The sequence below is a fragment of the Secundilactobacillus folii genome (genome assembly GCF_009720675.1).
Lineage (GTDB): Bacteria > Bacillota > Bacilli > Lactobacillales > Lactobacillaceae > Secundilactobacillus > Secundilactobacillus folii.
Genome location: NZ_WNJO01000006.1, coordinates 139,754 through 157,706, shown reverse-complemented (window position 1 = coordinate 157,706; position 17,953 = coordinate 139,754). Strand labels below are relative to the sequence as shown.

Genomic DNA, 17,953 nt, shown 5'->3' with positions numbered 1-17,953 from the left:
AAAATGGGTCCCCATCAGTTTGGGGATCCATTTTTGTATTGCTTAGCATTGTAATTTAAACGAACTTAAATCTCTTCGCCGTTTTTTATTCAGCCGCCAAAATAGGTATAATAGAAAGTGCCTAACTTTTTAAAAAGGAGCTGCCACTATGCCGACATATCTTTGGCCATTAATTTTAACCATTTTTGCTAATATGTTATACCAACTCTCCGCCCGAAACGTCGCCCACGGTATTGACCCGTTCTTTTCGTTGATCATTACCTACGGAGTTGCCCTGATAGGTTCAGTGATCATGTTTATGGTCAGTGGCAATCATCAAACGATTGCGGCCAACGCTCACCAAATCAACTGGGCATCCGTCACAATGGGTCTGGCCATCATTTTCGTGGAATTTGGTTACATGATGTCCTACAAATCAGGCGCACCAATTGGTACCACCGCCATTACTGTGAACGCTGCCATGACCCTATTACTGATCCCGATTGGGTTGCTGTTCCTGGGTGAAAGCTTTACGGTTCGCAACGCCATTGGTTTCGTCCTGGCGGTCATCTCATTGTATTTGTTAAATAGCTGAACGAAAGCTAGGATGATTAGATTCAGTTTTTTAGTGTCAAACAACCCTGAAAAGACGTCATACTAGCGTTTGATGATTATTCAGCTGGTTCAACCGGCAAGTTCATGCCACGCCAGCCTTCAAGCGCACCAGCAAGTTCGTAGGCTTTAAAACCATGCGTTAACAAAATCAGTAAGGCAGCTTTACCTAAGGTCGTGCCGCCAGTCCAGTCGTAAACCACGTAAGTCTGGGCCTTATCGAGTTCATTCAAATGGTCGGCTAGATCTTTTGCGGGCATCGCTTTAGCACCCTTAATTTGAACTTCCTTAACCTTCGCGGGCGCGTTACGGACATCCAGTACGGTGTACTGATGGCCGCCATTTTGCATATCAGCAAGCACTTTAAAGTGTTCGATGTATAAACTTAAGTACGTTTTCAATAGTGCAATTTTTTCGTTTTCCATTTTCAATTACCTCCATCTTTTTGACCCTGTTCAGGTGATACCATTTTATTCAATAACTGCTTCAGTTGTTGCTGTTCAGTTGCGGAGAGGTTGCTGACAAACCGGTTCATGGTTTGAAAATTGACTGGTAAAAAGTCTTCCAGCAGTTTTTGGCCTACCGCTGTAAGGTGAATTTTCACCCCGCGCTTGTCCTGGGCATCTGCAACCTTTTCGACTAACTTAGCGGTGGTCATACCCCGGATCAATTTGCTCGTCGTGGGCTTAGCAACCCCCAATTTAAAAGCTAAATCAGACAGCGATAAACCATTATCAGCGTGGTAGAGAAAAATCAGTAAGATAAACCGTGACTCCGACAGCCCATACTGGTTAAAGACTTGGTCGTAACGACTTTGAATCACCCGGTAAGTGTACTGTAAGCTCAAAATTGTCTGGATCGACGTCACGTTGGCGTCTGGATACAGCTCCTGCATCTTTTGCAAGCGGGCAATGTCCGGTCGATCCCTGAAGTTAAAATCAGGCACGCAATCCCCTCCAATAAATTTTAATTAGCCGGCTAACTATATTCAAAGTATACTCACTTATTCATAAAAGTCAAACATCAGCCCAGGATAGAAATTACTTTGAGCAACCATATTTCAGATCATCAGCGCAAACGTTAGTCAGCAATGACTTAGGGAAAATAATTCTAGCTTACCAGGAGGTGAAATCCTTATTTTTGTTTCTCCAGTGCGTCATCTCGCATTTTGTAAACCTGAAATAACCCTTGGTTGCTGAAGTGTTTACAGCTATAATATTTGTATTAAGTACATCATTCGATTGGACGGTTGGGACGATGAAACGATTCCGTAAATTACCTCATGACATCAAAATTCGGGTACGACTGGTTGGCTTGCTGGCTGTTGTCTTATTGCTCAGCTTAGGATTCACTGGCCGGGCTTTAGCAAATCACCGGCTTATCCAGGAAAACACTGACACTGCTGCTTCACCGCAAAAAATCAAAGCGGTTCAAAAACAAGTCAAGAACCGATTGCAACGTTACGCCGATCAAATCACTGCCGACAAAACTGCCAGCGTGTATTTTTACAATTTAACCCCCACCCATCCGACAAAGGGCTGGTCCCACCAGCTTTATCAGCCGGGCAAATTAGCTGTTAGCAGTAATGCCCATGCGCCGGTCGTTGCTGCTAGTACCTATAAACTTTACATGGCAGGCTTCTTGTTCAGCCAGGCCAAAGCCGGCAATTTTGTCTGGAATTCCACAAACGAGAATGGTTTTAGGCACATGATCGTTAACAGTGAAAACGACTTCGCGGAATCGGAACTGGACCAGTTCGGGTTAGCGCCGATCAATTCACTTGTCCAGCAACTTGGCGGCTACACGCCGACCTTTATTGAAGGGCAATCCGCCACAACCACCGCCACTTCTTTAGGACTTACCCTAAGAGCCTTAGCTAATAAACAAGCACCCTTTCAAAATACTCACAATCAGCAATGGCTCTTAAAACTGATGGGACAGCAGATTTACCGCAAGGGTATCCCTGCCGGAGCCACTGCTGCACAAACAGGGAGCAAAGTGGCCGATAAAGTTGGTTTCTTTGCGGACGAAAATAATGATGCCGGAATCGTCACGCTGCCAAACGGCCAACGCTACATCCTAGTTGTTATGACCCATGGCCATCAGCAGTCTGGCTTAAGCGGGTTCCCCAGAATTGCGACCATCACCAAACAGATTCAAGAAATCGTCTATGGTTCAAAAACGACCAACCAGGTTGCGCCACGAGCACGCTAATCAAATTGAGCGCTGTGCAACTTGAAGGTCGGCAGCTTTCAAGTTTAATTTCACCCAAATACCAGCCCTCCTTCGCACCATTTATAGGCCAAACTTTCAGCCATAGTCTGTTCTGTCCCATTCGTCCAGGAAAAGATGACTTCTGTCACTTTAAAGTTTTATAATGAACAGTATCTGTAAGTGAAAGAAGGATCTGTTGTGGCAATCGTTAGCGTCATTTTTGGGCAAACTGCCATTATGTTTCTAATTATGCTGGTGGGCTTCCTCTGTTTTCGGGTCGGCTTAGTCGATGAATCCGGCAGCCAGCAAATCTCCAACCTAGTGATCTACATATCCAACCCGGCGCTGTTATTAAATTCCTTCATTGGTAATCTTAAGGCTTCGCAACTCATGGACGGTATCTATACGCTGATCATCCTCATCATTTTGATGTTAGTGACCATCGTCATTGCCAAAATTATTTTCCGTCAACCGGAACAAATGCTAGTGCGCTTCGCCCTGATCTTTGCTAACTTAGGGTTTATTGGCTTGCCGTTATCCAAAGCAGTTTTAGGCACTGGCAGCGTGTTTTACATGAGTATCTTTGTCGGCGTGTCAAACTTTGCACTTTGGACCTATGGCATCTACATGATTTCGGGCGACCGACGAACGATTCAGCTAAAACGATTAGCGGTCAATCCGGCTATCTTGGCATTGATCTTCGGTCTGATCTTTGCCTTTACCGGGATTAAACTACCAGGTATCTTAAGTACCACCGTTTCCGACTTAGCCAACATGAACCTGCCGCTGGTCATGATTGCCATGGGTTGCTACCTCGCGGAAGGTGACATCCGGGGTGCTTTAAAAAGCAAGTCGCTGTACCAAGCCATTGGTGCCCGCTTGATCATTGGCCCGCTAATCGCTTTGTTACTGCTGTGGTTCGTACCTAATAATTTAATGATGGTCAAAATGGTCGTATTGTTAGGGCAAGCGACACCCGTTGCGGCTTTAATGGCAATTTTTAGTAACACTTTTCATAAGAACGCCCTCTTCAGTACAACGGTGGTTGGCTTGACAACACTGTGTTCACTTGTCACCATTCCCTTATTCATGGGACTAGCGCAGTGGTTCTGGCATCTAGGCTAAAACTTTATTCAGAGCACATTTCTTCGTAAAAAAGTAAAACTGGGACAAAAGTTAATACTGGTAAGTATCGAACTAATTGCTTAACGCAAAGGAAGTTAAAAATGTGACTCACCTTTCAAGACTTTACATAGTCTAAACGTGCGTCAAAACTCAGAGCCCGGTCATATAAGTACAGAGCGCCGCAGATTCCAGAACTAGGAATCCACGGCGCTCTGTACTTATATTCTGGGCTCTAACCGAGTTTTGCCCCACTTAAACTTTTTTAATTTCAAAGCTTAACTTTCTGGGCCTTCACCAAGGTAGGCCGAAACCATCCAAATCAATTTTTCAACTTCCGTATGGTGCTCAATCAGCATATCCTGCGTGGAAAAGTCCCGTTCTTCATCCGTCATTTCAATTCCTTTTTGATACTGGTCGCGAAGGTACTTTAACTGTGTCGCCAGCCGGTCCATGTACTGGTCTTGAGTCAATTGGTCAAAACGAACCTTTTCATCTGGCAGACCCGTTGTCTCAATAAACTCGTGGGTTGTGGAAATTGGACTGCCGCCGATCGAAATTAGCCGCTCAGCGATGGCATCAAGTTGCTTGTCGAAAATCTCGTTGTAATCATCCATTAAGGGGTGCAGTTTGAAAAAGTTCGACCCCCGCAAATACCAGTGAGTCTGTTGAATGTTAGTGTGCAGCTGGCTTAAATCGGCAATCAGTTGATTGAGTTGTTCATTTGTTTTCGGATACTGTGTCATCGCGGTCCCTCCAAGTCAAAGCTCAAACGACATTTACTAAGTTAAATTATAACAAATCCCCGCAGCTTGATGGTGTAAAACGACAAGTAAATGTAGCCGTCAATTGCTTAGCCTTTCTGAATCCAAGCCTCAGCTTTATCATAGATTGGTTTCACAGTTTCCGGCCGATCCGTACCAATCCCGTCATTGCCGATTTTGCCACCGGCTTTGATCCTTGTATAAGCTAGAAAACGGTAAGAGGCTCTAAGACCTTTCAAATCTGTCGGGTCAACGTGCAGGTCAGTCCCGGGAACCGCTGGTGTCAACGTGTCCGCTTCATTAATACCAGTCATATCGCTGATTTTCCAAGTGTCGCCCCGTTTTTCAACGCGGTAAATCAAACGCATATAGGATTCAACAATCGCTTCATTATCATCCAAATAGAGCCAGTGTTTAGTATCAGAAGGCAACTCCACGTATGCCCTCGACCCATTCAAATGAACCACTGGCGTCCCTAAACGCCCCACTAAGGGCAGGCTAAAATCAAAATCAACGGGACTTTTACCAACAAACGTATCCTTAGCTAACCCGGTCGACCAACTGGTGGTCACTGTGGCGTCGTCCCAGTAACAGGCCATCAATGCTTGATCTAAATGACGCACCCGTGCCTGCCGTTCCCAAACAACTAACTGACTGATCGTTTCAATATCTGACATGATAAAGCCTCCTGTATTTCAATTATTTAATGACCCCGCGTTCGATCCGCTTGGCATTCAAGAACCAGTAGTGATGATAATCACCCTTTAAAGCTGTGTACGGTACCGCATCTTGATGGTGAGCCTGCATATAAGTTTGCAAATAAGTGGCAATGATCCAGGGATCTTCAATGTGTCTGGCATCTAGATCCATGGTCGCTGAAATGATGGCTGGCGTTGTCTTCAAAGCCTGTGCTAAATCGTTGATCGTAAGACCGCTGCGGGTTAAATTTTCCGCCAATTCATGGCGAGTTGCGTCTTCTTGTTCGATAGTTAATGACATTTCTACACCTCCAACAGCTCTGTTGTAATTACAACAGACACCATATGCTATAAATTAGGACTTGTCAAGGCTTAACTTGTTAATTAAACTAAAGAAAAACGAAATTTAAGGAGCATCAGAAAACATGAATTTTGGTCAAGACAATCAAGTTGTTGAATACCTATTTCTAGTTGATCAAGATGAACAGCACTATATCCAAGAACAGCTTAAGCAGGTTGGTCTGAACGTTATGCAGGCTAGAGCCCTGAACTTTATTGATCAAAATCCAGGTGCCCATCAGCAAGACCTCGCAAAACAACTTGGTAAACAGGATGCCAGCACGACTAATATTTTAAAGGTATTAGAAGGCCGTCAATTAATTACGCGGCGGCTGCAACCCGGAAACGGACGTCAAAAACAGCTCTTTTTGCTGCCAGATGGTCAGGCTCTGATCGTTAAAGTTCGATCCGTTTTTACCAACTTAGAAAAGCGTGCCACGACGCCTTTGACTAAGAGCGAACAGGCAACCCTATTAGCCACCTTAAAAAAGATCCACGCTGAACTTTCTAAGTCAAATGATGATTAAATACCACTTGACGTTGCATCTAAACTGGATAACATATATGATAAAAAGATGTACATATTAATTATTCTTTAATGTTGGGTGGTCCTACATATGATTTTATTTGGCGCTTTAGCAAACGGATTGGCAGTTGCATTTGGCGGTGGCGTCGGTTTGGCATTTAAACAAGGCATCTCCGAACGGGTGAAGACATTGATTGTCCAAGCTTTGGGCATCTGCGTGGTATACGTTGGCATCAGTGGTTCCCTGAAGGGCAATAATACCATTTTTGTGGTGCTCTCCATGGTCATTGCGGCCATCATTGGGGAACTGATCGATTTTGATCATCAATTTAATAAGTTAGGCGATTGGCTGCAGGGGCTTTTTAAAATGAGCAGTGATAATTCCTTTTCAGAAGGTTTTGTGACTGGTTCCCTATTCATTTGCGTGGGGGCGATGGCGATTGTTGGATCGCTTCAAAGTGGCATGGCTGGCAACAATCAAGTGCTCTACACCAAGTCCATGATTGATGGGATCTTCGTTTTGATCTTAGCAACGACGCTTGGCTTGGGTGTGGTCTTTTCTTCGTTTTCCGTGGTGGCATATGAATCGGTTTTAACGTTATTAGCCAAATGGGTTGCGCCACTTTTCACCCATGCTGTCATCAACGAAATGACCTGTGTGGGCTCGTTACTGATTTTAATTATCGGGCTGAACATGTTGAAACTAACCAACATCAAAGTTGCTAACTTACTGTTGGCACCATTTCTACCAATTTTGCTGTACGCGATTTTTAGATAATGCCTGTTTTAAATCAACTTTGATGATGAACAAAAGCTTTGTCCTAGAGACTGAAAACTATAAAATGGCAATCACGATATTTAGCGTTGACCGCAGTTTTAGTTCGTCTTTTAACGTTATTTTTTAAAATAATAATTCTGACTCAGAAAAACGAGCTTTACTTACGAACTCTTGCTATAATTAAGTCACTAAACAATCGGAGGTTAGTCATGAGAAATGTTTACTTCAATCACGATGGCAATGTTGATGATCTAGTGTCCCTTTTACTGCTGTTACAGATGCCGAATGTCCATTTGTTGGGTGTCGGTGCTGTTGGTGCGGATTCCTACGTTGAACCAGCCGTGTCAGCATCACGGAAAATAATCGATTTGTTTGGCAAGCAGAAAAGTTTGGCGGTCGCTAAGTCAGATTCTCGTCCCGTTCACCAGTTTCCAAAGGAGTGGCGGCTCAGTGCATTTTCATTTGATGATTTTCCGATTCTCAATGAACATGGTGCACCAAGGACACCAGAGGCTGATGAACCGGCTCATCTGGACCTGTTGAATAAGGTTCAATCCGCTGATGGACCCGTGACACTAGTCATGACTGGCCCTTTGACGGATCTCGCAAGAGCGCTCGAGTTAGAACCCAAGTTAGCTGATCGAATCGAACGATTATACTGGATGGGTGGCACCATGAATAATCAGGGCAACGTTGCTGAACCCGAACAGGACGGCACGGTCGAATGGAATGCCTACTGGGATCCTGAGGCGGTTAAAACCGTCTGGGACAGCACGATTGACATCGTGATGGTGGGGCTGGAAAGCACCGACCAAGTTCCCCTGACTCCTGAGCTCAGACAGCACTGGGCTAGCTTAAGACACTACCCCGCCTTCGATCTCATTGGCCAAGGTTACTCGCTGGTCCACTCATTTGAAGCCAATTCCACTTATTACTTGTGGGATGTGCTCACCACCATGGTCAGCCGGTATCCGGAACTGGTGACCTCAAAACTCGTACACAGTGATGTCTTGACCCAGGGTCCCGGCGCTGGTCGAACGTACCTAACCGAGGACGGCCGCCCCATCACTTTGGTCACGGGCGTCAAGGGCAACGCTTTCTTTAAGCAGATCGATGAACTGGCCATGCAGGCAACATCTAACTTTGAAACCGAAACAAAGTAATCAAAACATTTGAGCAAAAGTATCACCCTGTATTTGACGGCAAGCAGTCAGTCATTTAGGGTGATACTTTTTTAATCTTTTTAAAAATGCAGATTGGCCATTAGCCACACCGACTTAGTTCTAGAATAATGACTGAATTTATAAGTCACGGCTTCCGATTTTATCAAAATACGACATCAACTGGCCGACTGTCACATATAAGTCAAAGCGCTTTCATTCCAGATTAACACTAGCTATAATGTGCCTAACTTGGAGGAAAGGAATGATGGAAATGACAAGCTATGCACCGCGTGATCCAAAAACTGACCGTCTCTTAGCACCTGGTAACAGTGTCTTTGTCGTGATTGACTACCAACCGGTTCAGATTCAGTCCATTGAATCAATGAACCGTTTCCAACTCGTTCAAAACATTGTGGCAACAGCCAAATTGATGCAGGTGTACCACATACCAATAGTGTTATCGACGGTCAATGTAGCAACGGGGCGTAACACGGATACGATCAAGGAGTTGAAGGATGTTCTAGGAGACATTCCTTCCTATGACCGAACAACGATCAATGCTTGGGAAGACAAGAATTTCAACGAAGCGGTCAAATCGACGAACCGGCATAATATTATTATGGCGGCGCTGTGGACGGAAGCCTGCTTGACGTTCCCAGCACTGGATGCAATGGCGGAGGGTTTCGATGTCTATCCCGTGGTCGATGCGGTTGGGGGAACCAGTGTGGACGCGCATGAAGCGGCGTTAAGGCGAGTGGAACAAGCGGGGGCACATCCAACGTCATTTGCGCAACTGGCGTGTGAATTGCAAAGGGATTGGAACCGAACGGAAACGGTGCCAGGATTCTTTAAGAGTTTAAGTGACATGGGAAAATTTTTGGAGTTGTAAAAAATAGAGTGCGGAGCAAGGCGGTTAAGGACTGGAGCGTAAGGCGACTCTGACAGAATTTGCGGCGGGCTTTGCCGTGAATTATGTCAGAGTGGACTTAGGCGCAAGTCCTTGCCTGGTGCAGCACGTTTCAACCAGAGTGCGGAGCAAGGCGCTTAAGGACCGGCGTGGAAGGCGACTCTGTGGGAAACCCGGGCTTGGATTTGTGTCAGAGTTGACTTCCACATAGGGCCTTGCCTTGCGGAGCTCATTTAGACTACGTACCCGGAGTGCTGTACAAGTTCCCGCCTTGTATCCCACCTTTTAGCTACAGAACAATCGTAAATACCACTGCATTTATCAAGATAACCGAAACAATCAAAATAACAGCCATAACTAACACAACTACAAAAGGAGCCACCTTCCATTCGCTGGAGGGTGGCTCCTAAAATAATTCATTACCCCATTTTACGTGTTCGAACAGCCAAAAATGCCCAGGCAATGGCGCCGAAGAAGACTGGTCCAATGATCGTCCAGAAGGCAGTGTAGTAATCATGGGTCATGATTGGATATACCGCCGTAAAGATGATCCCACCAGCAATCACGATCAAGACGATTGCGACCACCAGGTTAGTCCAGAACTTATTCGTGTAGATCTCAAATGGACGCTCCAGATCCTGACGCTTCTTAAAGAACGGAAAGGCACCAATCAGGAACAGGTACGGAAACGACGTTGATACATTGCCCATATCGGTTAAAATCGTGTAGAATTTCGAAGCAGTACTACCACCAAAGGCCACGAGGAAAATCATTACTGCTACAATGACGGCCTGCGTCCACATCGCAAGCGATGGCATGTCGTGTTTATTAAGCTTAGTCATCCGTGCTGGCCAGAACTTCGGGTTGGAGCCGAGAATGAACGACTTCAATGGCGAGTAAACAAGCACGAAAAACGATCCTAGATACGCCACAAACATACTCAAACCGGCAAACCGCGCAAATAAGGAGCCGAGCAGTGAAGCCGTCCCAGCTGACAAATTCAGGCTTTGTCCCAACACAACGCCCAAATTATTCATCAGTACATAAGTAATGTTACCAAGGTTAACGTTGTTGCCACCTAACACTTGGTGCCAGTTCGTACTGATCCCCCATAGAAAGATTGAAAGAGAATAGGCAATTGTGATGATCACGGTTGAAATGATTAGACCCCGCGGAAAAGTTTTTTCCGGCTTTTCCATGCTATCCGTCACCCCACCGAGTGACTCAGCACCGGCATACGCAAAGACGGCGTAAACCACAAACGAGATGAAGGCAATTGGCGATTGAAACGCCGTGTTCGGTGAATTTACAAAACTGCTCAAGCCATGAACTGACTCTGCCAAATGGCCGCCGTTCGCAAACAGCACACCAAAACTAGCAATCACAAAAATAACGGTCAGTAAGCTCACAAAGACCCCACCGACTGAAGAAATACGCGCGATGGCATCGATACCGTGAACGTCAAACCAAGTGATCGCTAAGATCCAGAGAATCCCCAGTAAACCAATCAGTTGGGTCGACCCTAGTCCCAAAAGGTGCCACTGGGGCGTTGAGTCATGCCCAGAAATCAGAGTAGCTAGTGGGATCCATACCTTGGAAGCTGTGGACACCATCCAGATGATCCACGAAGATAGCCAAATGAAGGTCCCGATAAACGCCATCCGTTCACCGATCGAACCTGCCATCCACGAATAGATGCCGCCGTGAGCCTCCTTGAATGCCGACCCGTATTCAGCAAACATCAACGAACTTGGCAACAGAAATAATAGCGCGGCTAAGATGTACCAGATAATGCTGGCGTACCCCATCTGGTCGTAGGCCACCGTGGTATTGGCAAACCCGTAGATGGTGGTAAACGTCATTAAAACTAAATTAACTAAGGTGATTCTTTTCTTGGTTTCCATACTCTAACCTCATCTACCCAAAAATAATTGCAATTATGAATACTCCATACTCAACTGTAGCTTTAATTGTATAAGTATTCAATATTTATGAAAGAGGATTAATAATCTTATTGCTTTAACATTTATGTAAACGGGTTATTTAGGAATTTAAAAGGTTATTATAAAATGCATATTAATCATTCTTCATACCGCAAACTATACAACCTCTTGTATATCATTTTCTAAAATAAAATGAGAAAAACATTAAAAATGTATTTGACACATCTCAGATTTGTGCTATTATGATGACAACTTGATAAGCAATTGCGTGAAAGAGGACCACACTGGTACACCCTCAGCGAGTTCGAAATGGTGGAAGCGGACAATCGTATCGGTACATCACCTCTTAGCACTTTTGGTGAACGGCAACTAGTAATCAAAAGCGGAGTCATCCTTCGTTATCAACCTGGGTCTGTGTTAGCAGATCATAAGTTTCATTTGGTGACGAATGAAAAACATAAAGGTGGTAAAGCACACGTGCCCTTTAAGTCAGAGATGGCTTGAAGGGCTTTTTTTGCTATCAAAGTAATTTATAAAGGGGTAATACATATGAAGTTTACAGTTGTTGGTTCAGGTGCCATGGGTCTACGTTATGGTGTCCTTTTGCAGGATGCAGGAAACGAAGTTGATTTTGTCGACGGCTGGAAGCCACACGTTGAAAAGATGCGCGAACAAGGTGGCGTCTACGTTTCACGTGATCATGAAGATAAGCATCTTGTGCCATTGAAGGTCTACTATCCAGAAGAATATGATGGTAATCCCGATTGCTACGTCTTCTTCCTTAAGCAGATGCAGTTGAGCGACATGCTAAAGCGTTGTGAACACTTCTTTAAGCCCAACCAGTATGCATTCACCTGCATGAACGGCATGGGTCACGTTGAAAAACTGCTAAAATACTTTAAGCCAGACAAAGTAGTTGCTGGGACAGCACTAGTTGCCACCGTTCTAAACGGCCCCGGTGACGTTGACTTTATCGGCAAGCGTGGCGCTGGTACAATGAACCTCGCTAACTATACCGAAAAGCCGGATGATTTCACTCACAAACTCGTTGAACAGCTTGAAAAAGCCCAGTTCAATCCAAATCTAACGACTAATTTCCGCGGGACTTTGATGGCTAAAGTGGTCTTTAACTCCGTTGTCAACACCCTTTGCACAATGTTTGAAATGACGATGGGTGAGTATGCCGATTACGAAGGTGCCGACGAAATGAGCCGCCAGTTGATTGACGAAGCTTACGACGTGTGTGAACGGGATGGCGTTCAAATGCTCACTACCCGTAAAGAGGAACTGGATAGCGTTAACTACGTATCAAAAGTAGCTAACCCACTCCACTACCCTTCAATGTATCAGGATATGCACAACTACCGACCAACCGAAGTTGATTACATCAATGGCTACCTGGTTAAGCTAGGCATGAAGCACAACTACTTTGCTAAAACCCATGCCTTTTTGACCCACGAAGTGCATTTGGCAGAACGTGGCAAACAGCGTGAACTCAAGCGGAAGAGGGAAGAAGAAGCCGCTCCGAAGACTGTCGTTGAAGAACAGCAGGCAGCAGGGAGATAGGGAAATATAGAACTATAGAAATAGCGATACTTTTCATCGGGGGATTGAAAAGTATCGCTTTTTTCTGTCAATCTAACTCCCCCACCCCCGCAATTGTTTGCTATAATGCGATGTGTAATCAAACCACATTAACCGCAGAACGGAGGCGATTCAATTGAAGCTGACCAAATTATTGCATATCAATAAGCCCATCATCCAAGGATCAATGGCTGGTATTTCGCAGCCACCATTAGTGATCGCTGTCAGCAATGCCGGTGGCTTAGGAGTCCTGACGACGGTCGGGTTAACGCCTGAAACTTTGCGAGAAGCCATTCAGGCTATCAGAGCTGGCACCCGGCAACCTTTTGGTGTGAACTTAATGCTGCAACAGCCAAATATTAGTGCCCTACTGCCCGTTTTGCTTGCTGATCCGGTTCCTGTCGTCTTTACCGGAGCCGGCAACCCGAAACCATTTATTCAAGATTTAATAAACGTTGGCACCAAAGTTATTCCGGTCATTCCAAACGTCAAGATTGCCCGAAAAATGTCCGCCCTTGGCGCATCCGCCGTGGTGGCAGAAGGCATGGAATCCGGCGGCCATATTGGCACCGAAACCACCATGACGTTAGTTCCACAGGTTGTCTCTGCTGTCGATCTCCCAGTGATTGCTGCTGGGGGCATCGGTACAGTAGCGAGTGTTCGTGCGGCATTTTCACTTGGAGCTGTCGGTGTTCAAGTGGGTACGGCCTTTTTAGTGGCGGCAGAAACCCCGGTAGCTAATACTTATAAACGCCTGATCCTGCAAGCTGATGATACTAGTACCGTGGTCACGGGCACTGGTGCCGACCGTGTGCGGAGTCTCAAAACGCCACTGACCGAAAAATTATTGACTGCCACCCCAACGGAACAGGTAAAATTAGCCACTGGTTCCCTGCAACGAGCGATTAAAGGTGACGTAGCAAATGGCAGTTTTATGGCTGGTCAAATTGCCGGGTCTATCAAAAAAATTGAGCCGGCCGCTCAAATTATAAACCGCCTAGCACAGGGTGAGCCGACAATTCTCGAAGAACTTAGTCAATGAAGGAGCAACCATGATCAAACAAATCAATCACAACGTTAATCTATTAGCCAAAAAAGCGACTCGGGCAACTCCGGCTGACAGCGTCATCGTGACCGACCTGGTCGATACCTTAAAGGCAAATGCTGACCGGGCAGTCGGCTTGGCAGCTAACATGATTGGAAAAGCCAAGTGTATCATTGCGATTCAAGTTGGCCCGATGTCAATTCCAATGATCAACCCGCAGATCATCAAGAAAAGTGGCCCCTACCAGGCTACGGAGGGTTGCTTATCACTGGACGGACAGAAAACGACTACCCGCTATAAAGAAATTGAAGTGAAGTATCAAGACCAAGACTTCAACTCTCACACGCAAACCTTCAAAGACTTCACTGCGCAGATCATTCAACATGAAGTCGATCACACAAACGGTATTTTGATATAAAATACAGTCGCTAGCAGACAACTTACTTGAACGTCTACTAACGGCTGCTTTTTCGTCAACTGTTAAATTTGATGGTGGCGAAACGCTTCGATCATGTCCCACGTGAGACTGAACGGCACGCCATCTTGAGGGATCTTATCCCGGTCGAACCACTGCGCCTTGGTTAACTCATCGTGCTCTAATTTGATGGACACAGCCTCATCGAGGTCGGCAACGTAGCCGACTAATAGGGAGTGCGACACGGCCCAGGGCTGACCGCCATAGTAGCGGAGATTGTGAACTCGCAGGCCGACTTCTTCATATACTTCTCGGTGCACCGTGTCCTCTAGCGTTTCGCCAATTTCTGTGTAACCAGAGATCAGTGCGAAGCGGTTGCCAACTAGCGACTTCGTCAGCAGAATGCGATCCCCGTTAGTTACCGCCACGATGATTGCTGGTGCGATCGTTGGGTAAACTGTCCGATGACAATTTGGACAAACCAGCGCCCGTTCTGCCATCGACCGCTCTGTTCGGTGACCGCAACGACCACAGAACTGATTAGACACGTACCAGTTTGCTAACTGGGTGGCGGTGCTACTGCCAAAGGCCAGCCACTGCGGCTTTAATCGCAGTAGAAACGTTGGGTCTACGTAAGTATACGTCGCAGAAGGCGAAACCTCCGCGTTGACCATAAAAAAGCCGACCCCGCTGACTGATAGCAGATACGTGTAATCGCGTTTGTTAAAGTGCCAGTGCGTGTCAACTCCTTTGAAAGTCGGCAAACTAGAACGATTTTTCAAAATAACTTGATGGTTGGTAAAGATGATGATCAAATCCGTTCCCTGAGGTTGCTTATCTGGGTGGTATCGATTATCCAACCTTTTTGGCGCAATATCTTGTAACAAAATTTAACCCCCAATATCCTGACCTCAATAGTTTACGCCATAACAGACCAAAAACTCAATGTCCCATTTTTTAGGACATTGAGTTTTTTTAAGGCTCATTAAGGTTATGACGATTAAAATACAATCTGGAATTAATTAATTGATCTTGCGTTTCGGGTTCAACAGACCCATCGGATCAAACAGTGCCTTGATCTGGTGTTGGATTTGGTCAACATTTTCTCCAAGCTCTTCATTATTCCACTGGTTCTTTAGCGTGCCGACAGCGTGTTCACCTGAAATGGTTCCGCCAAGTTCCAACGTCTTATGGAACATCAACTGTAGTGCTTCCACAACGGCTTGCGGTGTTTCGGTCTGCTCCTTTGGCCAAACAATGGTTGGGTGAACATTCCCGTCGCCAGCATGACCAGCAACGTAGATCTTCAAGTGCTTTTGCTCACCAACTTCGTGGATGTAATCCATCATTGGTGCTAATTGTGATAACGGCATCGCCATGTCTTCCATAATGTGGTTTTGACCGGCAAATACAGCTGGCAGCATGTCGCGACGGAGTTTTTGCAGGCCCTCCTGTTCGGCTGGATCGGTAGTCACTGTTGCATTAACAGCGCCATGCTTGTCCATTAATTCGTTCAGCTTATCGACTACTTCTGGCACACTGTTATCCACTTTAAAGATCAGCATGGCGCCGCTATTGTCACTGTAGTGGGTTCCCTCATAGGCATCCAGAGCTTCAATGGTGGCGTTATCCAGTGCTTCTAGCATAGTCGGATAGACACCGGAGATCCGAATCTCAGCAACGGCCTGAGCCAGTTTAGTCATATCAGCGAAAAAGGCGATCCCCATGGTTGGTTGCCCGATCGGAATCGGCATCAATTTGACAGTTACTTCAGTGATGATACCTAAAGTACCCTCCGAACCGACAAATAACTGGGTCAAATCATAGCCAAACGCCTGCTTTAAGGTCCGACCGCCAAGTTTGATCTCGCGACCATCTGCCAAAACGACTTTCAGCCCTAAAACGTTATCCTTGGTCGCTCCGTACTTAACCGTACTCAAACCACCGGCATTCGTGGCGACGTTCCCACCGATACCAGAAATTGGCTTGGAGCCCGGATCCGGCGCATAGAACATGCCCTGTTTGCGAGCGGCCTGATCCAGATCACCATTGATCACACCCGGTTCAACGACAGCTAAAGAGTCGGCACGGCTGATCTCTTTGATTTGATTCATTTGCTTCGTTGACAGCACAAAACTGCCGGCAACACCATCCGCCCCAACAACCGTACTGGTAAACTGATTCTGGGGAACCACTGGAATGTGAAACTTTCGGGCTGCCCGCATCACACCTTGGACGTCGGCCGTTGTTTTAGCTTCAATGTACGCCAGTGCGAGACCGCTGCTGTCACTCGTCATTCGTTCACTAAATGACTGTTTCTTCAGTGTTTCTGGTTCGGTAAAAACCTGGCCATCGTTTACTTGAGCGCGTAAAAAGTCAATAATCTGACTGTTACTGAAAGCACTAAAAACTGTCAAAGTATCAAATCCTCTCTGATTAAAATCTTACAGACATTAGTATAAGGCAATTTATCCATAACGGGAAAAATAACGCATTAGCGACAGCTGAACGGCTTGCTATCTGCCACCCATGTGGTAAGATGTTTCCTATCTGCATCCAATAGATGTTTAAATTTTACTAAGAAAACTGTCTTTTACTATCCATAATCACTTAAATCGTCTAATCTAAGAATTTGTTAACTAAGCTGAAGAACTTTAAACAGTAAGGAGCCATACATGCAAAATCCTACCCCAAAACATTTTAAACCACGACGCCGTTTTCGCTGGCGAGTCTTTCTCGCCTGGACCTTTTTCCTGTTACTAACGGTGGGTGGTGCGAGTGCTGCCTACGCTTACTACACCGCTAAATCGAGCATTGATAAAACCTTCTCAGCTGCTCAAGGTGCTAAGACCACCGAGATTTCAAGTACCAAACCGATCAGTATCCTATTAATGGGAACTGACACCGGTGCCTTAGGGCGAACCGATAAGGGCCGCACCGATACGATGATGGTCGTGACGATCAACCCCAAGACCAAGAAGTCCACGATGGTCAGCATCCCACGGGACACTTTAGTGAAGGTTGCTGGTACCAACGATACTGAGAAGATCAATGCTGCCTACACCATTGGTGGTGCAACGACCGCCATGAAAACCGTTGAGAATCTGTTGAACATCCCAATTAATTATTACGTGACGATCAACATGGGCGGTCTGGAAAAAGTGGTCAATGAAATTGGTGGGATCGACGTCAAAGTACCTTTCTCATGGACTGATTCGCATACCCATATGTCATTTAAGAAGGGTAACGCACACCTTAACGGCAAACAGGCACTGGCATTTGCCCGTATGCGCTACGAAGACCCAAATGGTGATTACGGCCGACAGAAGCGTCAGCAACAGGTCATTCAGCAAATTGTCAAGAAGGTCACTAAGTCCGGCAACGTTTCAATGTACCGGAAATTACTCACGTTATTGTCAAATAACATGAAGACTAACCTCTCCTTCAGCAACATGGTCAGCCTAGCAGAAAACGACAAGGATTCAGTCAAAAAAGTTAAGAAGTCGACTTTAAAGGGCGTTGGCGCCTACATTGATGAACAATCCTTCCAGGTTCCGACAACTTCAGCCTTACAAAAGACTTCCAACCTACTTCGTAAAGCGCTAAATCTTTCCACTGAAAGTTTGAATAACTTTAACACGAAAGAAAATAAGTTAAACACCGCTAACGGTTTTGACTGGAACGGAAATAATCCGGATTATACGGTATATGATTCCACTAGTTCTACCAGTGATTCATCTAATAACACCAGTACCAACGACGCCAATACCGCTCCTAGCGGTGGTCAGCAACCAGTTGTAAATAGTGGTTATTAAGCATTTAAAAAGAAGCGATAGGTTTACGCCAGACTGCGTGCCTCTCGCT

Annotated in this window: 19 protein-coding genes; 11 read left to right on the top strand and 8 right to left on the bottom strand. The window is 45.7% G+C overall.

Annotated features, from left to right (window positions below):
• Positions 1-148: 148 nt before the first annotated feature.
• The gene (locus tag GM612_RS06645; RefSeq protein ID WP_155431601.1) at positions 149-574 is read left to right on the top strand and encodes a hypothetical protein; all 426 of its coding nucleotides are present in this window, start codon (positions 149-151) and stop codon (positions 572-574) included.
• Positions 575-650: 76 nt separating this feature from the next.
• Here the strand turns inward: GM612_RS06645 and GM612_RS06640 are convergent, their stop codons facing one another.
• Complete coding sequence (locus GM612_RS06640; protein ID WP_155431600.1) at positions 651-1,016, bottom strand: rhodanese-like domain-containing protein; 366 nt, start codon at positions 1,014-1,016, stop codon at positions 651-653.
• 2 nt (positions 1,017-1,018) lie between these two features.
• Positions 1,019-1,537, bottom strand: a complete 519-nt coding sequence (locus GM612_RS06635) for a MarR family transcriptional regulator (RefSeq protein WP_155431599.1) — start codon at positions 1,535-1,537, stop codon at positions 1,019-1,021.
• A gap of 311 nt (positions 1,538-1,848) precedes the next feature.
• Between GM612_RS06635 and GM612_RS06630 the strand changes: the two genes are divergently transcribed.
• Both GM612_RS06630 and GM612_RS12630 read left to right on the top strand, forming a co-directional pair.
• The gene (locus tag GM612_RS06630; protein ID WP_155431598.1) at positions 1,849-2,805 is read left to right on the top strand and encodes a serine hydrolase; all 957 of its coding nucleotides are present in this window, start codon (positions 1,849-1,851) and stop codon (positions 2,803-2,805) included.
• A 198-nt stretch (positions 2,806-3,003) separates the two neighbouring features.
• Positions 3,004-3,930, top strand: coding sequence for an AEC family transporter (locus GM612_RS12630; RefSeq protein WP_155431597.1), 927 nt, complete (start codon positions 3,004-3,006; stop codon positions 3,928-3,930).
• Between the two features lie 275 nt (positions 3,931-4,205).
• Here GM612_RS12630 and GM612_RS06620 read toward each other — a convergent pair whose 3' ends face one another.
• From GM612_RS06620 to GM612_RS06610, 3 genes are all read right to left on the bottom strand, one after another.
• Complete coding sequence (locus GM612_RS06620) at positions 4,206-4,673, bottom strand: Dps family protein (protein ID WP_155431596.1); 468 nt, start codon at positions 4,671-4,673, stop codon at positions 4,206-4,208.
• A gap of 107 nt (positions 4,674-4,780) precedes the next feature.
• Positions 4,781-5,368 (bottom strand): hypothetical protein, encoded by a 588-nt coding sequence (locus GM612_RS12220; RefSeq protein ID WP_173021239.1) that lies wholly within the window; start codon positions 5,366-5,368, stop codon positions 4,781-4,783.
• Positions 5,369-5,390: 22 nt separating this feature from the next.
• Positions 5,391-5,690 (bottom strand): DUF2316 family protein, encoded by a 300-nt coding sequence (locus GM612_RS06610; protein WP_155431595.1) that lies wholly within the window; start codon positions 5,688-5,690, stop codon positions 5,391-5,393.
• 124 nt (positions 5,691-5,814) lie between these two features.
• On the opposite strand from GM612_RS06610, the gene GM612_RS06605 reads away from it, so the two are divergent.
• The 4 genes from GM612_RS06605 to GM612_RS06590 all read left to right on the top strand — a co-directional run bounded on the left by GM612_RS06605 (position 5,815) and on the right by GM612_RS06590 (position 9,084).
• The gene (locus GM612_RS06605; RefSeq protein WP_155431594.1) at positions 5,815-6,255 is read left to right on the top strand and encodes a MarR family winged helix-turn-helix transcriptional regulator; all 441 of its coding nucleotides are present in this window, start codon (positions 5,815-5,817) and stop codon (positions 6,253-6,255) included.
• A 90-nt stretch (positions 6,256-6,345) separates the two neighbouring features.
• A complete protein-coding gene (locus GM612_RS06600) occupies positions 6,346-7,032 on the top strand; it encodes a DUF554 domain-containing protein (protein WP_155431593.1) in 687 nt (228 codons plus the stop codon).
• A gap of 209 nt (positions 7,033-7,241) precedes the next feature.
• The gene (locus GM612_RS06595) at positions 7,242-8,195 is read left to right on the top strand and encodes a nucleoside hydrolase (RefSeq protein ID WP_155431592.1); all 954 of its coding nucleotides are present in this window, start codon (positions 7,242-7,244) and stop codon (positions 8,193-8,195) included.
• Between the two features lie 271 nt (positions 8,196-8,466).
• A complete protein-coding gene (locus GM612_RS06590; protein WP_155431625.1) occupies positions 8,467-9,084 on the top strand; it encodes a hydrolase in 618 nt (205 codons plus the stop codon).
• A 437-nt stretch (positions 9,085-9,521) separates the two neighbouring features.
• On the opposite strand, the gene yjeM is transcribed toward GM612_RS06590, so the two are convergent.
• On the bottom strand, positions 9,522-11,006 hold the full coding sequence (yjeM, locus tag GM612_RS06585; RefSeq protein WP_155431591.1) for a glutamate/gamma-aminobutyrate family transporter YjeM: 1,485 nt from the start codon (positions 11,004-11,006) through the stop codon (positions 9,522-9,524).
• Between the two features lie 588 nt (positions 11,007-11,594).
• Here yjeM and GM612_RS06580 point away from each other — a divergent pair.
• The 3 genes from GM612_RS06580 (at position 11,595) to GM612_RS06570 (ending at position 14,092) form a co-directional block, all read left to right on the top strand.
• Positions 11,595-12,611, top strand: a complete 1,017-nt coding sequence (locus GM612_RS06580; RefSeq protein WP_155431590.1) for a ketopantoate reductase family protein — start codon at positions 11,595-11,597, stop codon at positions 12,609-12,611.
• A gap of 154 nt (positions 12,612-12,765) precedes the next feature.
• A complete protein-coding gene (locus GM612_RS06575; RefSeq protein WP_155431589.1) occupies positions 12,766-13,671 on the top strand; it encodes an NAD(P)H-dependent flavin oxidoreductase in 906 nt (301 codons plus the stop codon).
• A gap of 10 nt (positions 13,672-13,681) precedes the next feature.
• Positions 13,682-14,092, top strand: a complete 411-nt coding sequence (locus GM612_RS06570; RefSeq protein ID WP_155431588.1) for a peptide deformylase — start codon at positions 13,682-13,684, stop codon at positions 14,090-14,092.
• 62 nt (positions 14,093-14,154) lie between these two features.
• On the opposite strand, the gene nudC is transcribed toward GM612_RS06570, so the two are convergent.
• Positions 14,155-14,976, bottom strand: coding sequence for an NAD(+) diphosphatase (gene nudC, locus GM612_RS06565; RefSeq protein ID WP_155431587.1), 822 nt, complete (start codon positions 14,974-14,976; stop codon positions 14,155-14,157).
• A 135-nt stretch (positions 14,977-15,111) separates the two neighbouring features.
• On the bottom strand, positions 15,112-16,506 hold the full coding sequence (locus GM612_RS06560; RefSeq protein ID WP_155431586.1) for an FAD-binding oxidoreductase: 1,395 nt from the start codon (positions 16,504-16,506) through the stop codon (positions 15,112-15,114).
• 258 nt (positions 16,507-16,764) lie between these two features.
• Here GM612_RS06560 and GM612_RS06555 point away from each other — a divergent pair, with 258 nt between their 5' ends.
• The gene (locus GM612_RS06555) at positions 16,765-17,904 is read left to right on the top strand and encodes an LCP family protein (protein WP_155431585.1); all 1,140 of its coding nucleotides are present in this window, start codon (positions 16,765-16,767) and stop codon (positions 17,902-17,904) included.
• Positions 17,905-17,953 lie beyond the last annotated feature (49 nt).

What these genes read in the sequence shown, in the direction of transcription:
- GM612_RS06645 (WP_155431601.1), top strand. Translation starts at nt 149, where the DNA reads ATGCCGACATATCTTTGGCCATTAATTTTAACCATTTTTGCTAATATG.
- GM612_RS06640 (WP_155431600.1), bottom strand. Translation starts at nt 1,016, where the DNA reads ATGGAAAACGAAAAAATTGCACTATTGAAAACGTACTTAAGTTTATAC.
- GM612_RS06630 (WP_155431598.1), top strand. Translation starts at nt 1,849, where the DNA reads ATGAAACGATTCCGTAAATTACCTCATGACATCAAAATTCGGGTACGA.
- GM612_RS06620 (WP_155431596.1), bottom strand. Translation starts at nt 4,673, where the DNA reads ATGACACAGTATCCGAAAACAAATGAACAACTCAATCAACTGATTGCC.
- GM612_RS12220 (WP_173021239.1), bottom strand. Translation starts at nt 5,368, where the DNA reads ATGTCAGATATTGAAACGATCAGTCAGTTAGTTGTTTGGGAACGGCAG.
- GM612_RS06610 (WP_155431595.1), bottom strand. Translation starts at nt 5,690, where the DNA reads ATGTCATTAACTATCGAACAAGAAGACGCAACTCGCCATGAATTGGCG.
- GM612_RS06605 (WP_155431594.1), top strand. Translation starts at nt 5,815, where the DNA reads ATGAATTTTGGTCAAGACAATCAAGTTGTTGAATACCTATTTCTAGTT.
- GM612_RS06600 (WP_155431593.1), top strand. Translation starts at nt 6,346, where the DNA reads ATGATTTTATTTGGCGCTTTAGCAAACGGATTGGCAGTTGCATTTGGC.
- GM612_RS06595 (WP_155431592.1), top strand. Translation starts at nt 7,242, where the DNA reads ATGAGAAATGTTTACTTCAATCACGATGGCAATGTTGATGATCTAGTG.
- GM612_RS06590 (WP_155431625.1), top strand. Translation starts at nt 8,467, where the DNA reads ATGACAAGCTATGCACCGCGTGATCCAAAAACTGACCGTCTCTTAGCA.
- yjeM (WP_155431591.1), bottom strand. Translation starts at nt 11,006, where the DNA reads ATGGAAACCAAGAAAAGAATCACCTTAGTTAATTTAGTTTTAATGACG.
- GM612_RS06580 (WP_155431590.1), top strand. Translation starts at nt 11,595, where the DNA reads ATGAAGTTTACAGTTGTTGGTTCAGGTGCCATGGGTCTACGTTATGGT.
- GM612_RS06570 (WP_155431588.1), top strand. Translation starts at nt 13,682, where the DNA reads ATGATCAAACAAATCAATCACAACGTTAATCTATTAGCCAAAAAAGCG.
- GM612_RS06555 (WP_155431585.1), top strand. Translation starts at nt 16,765, where the DNA reads ATGCAAAATCCTACCCCAAAACATTTTAAACCACGACGCCGTTTTCGC.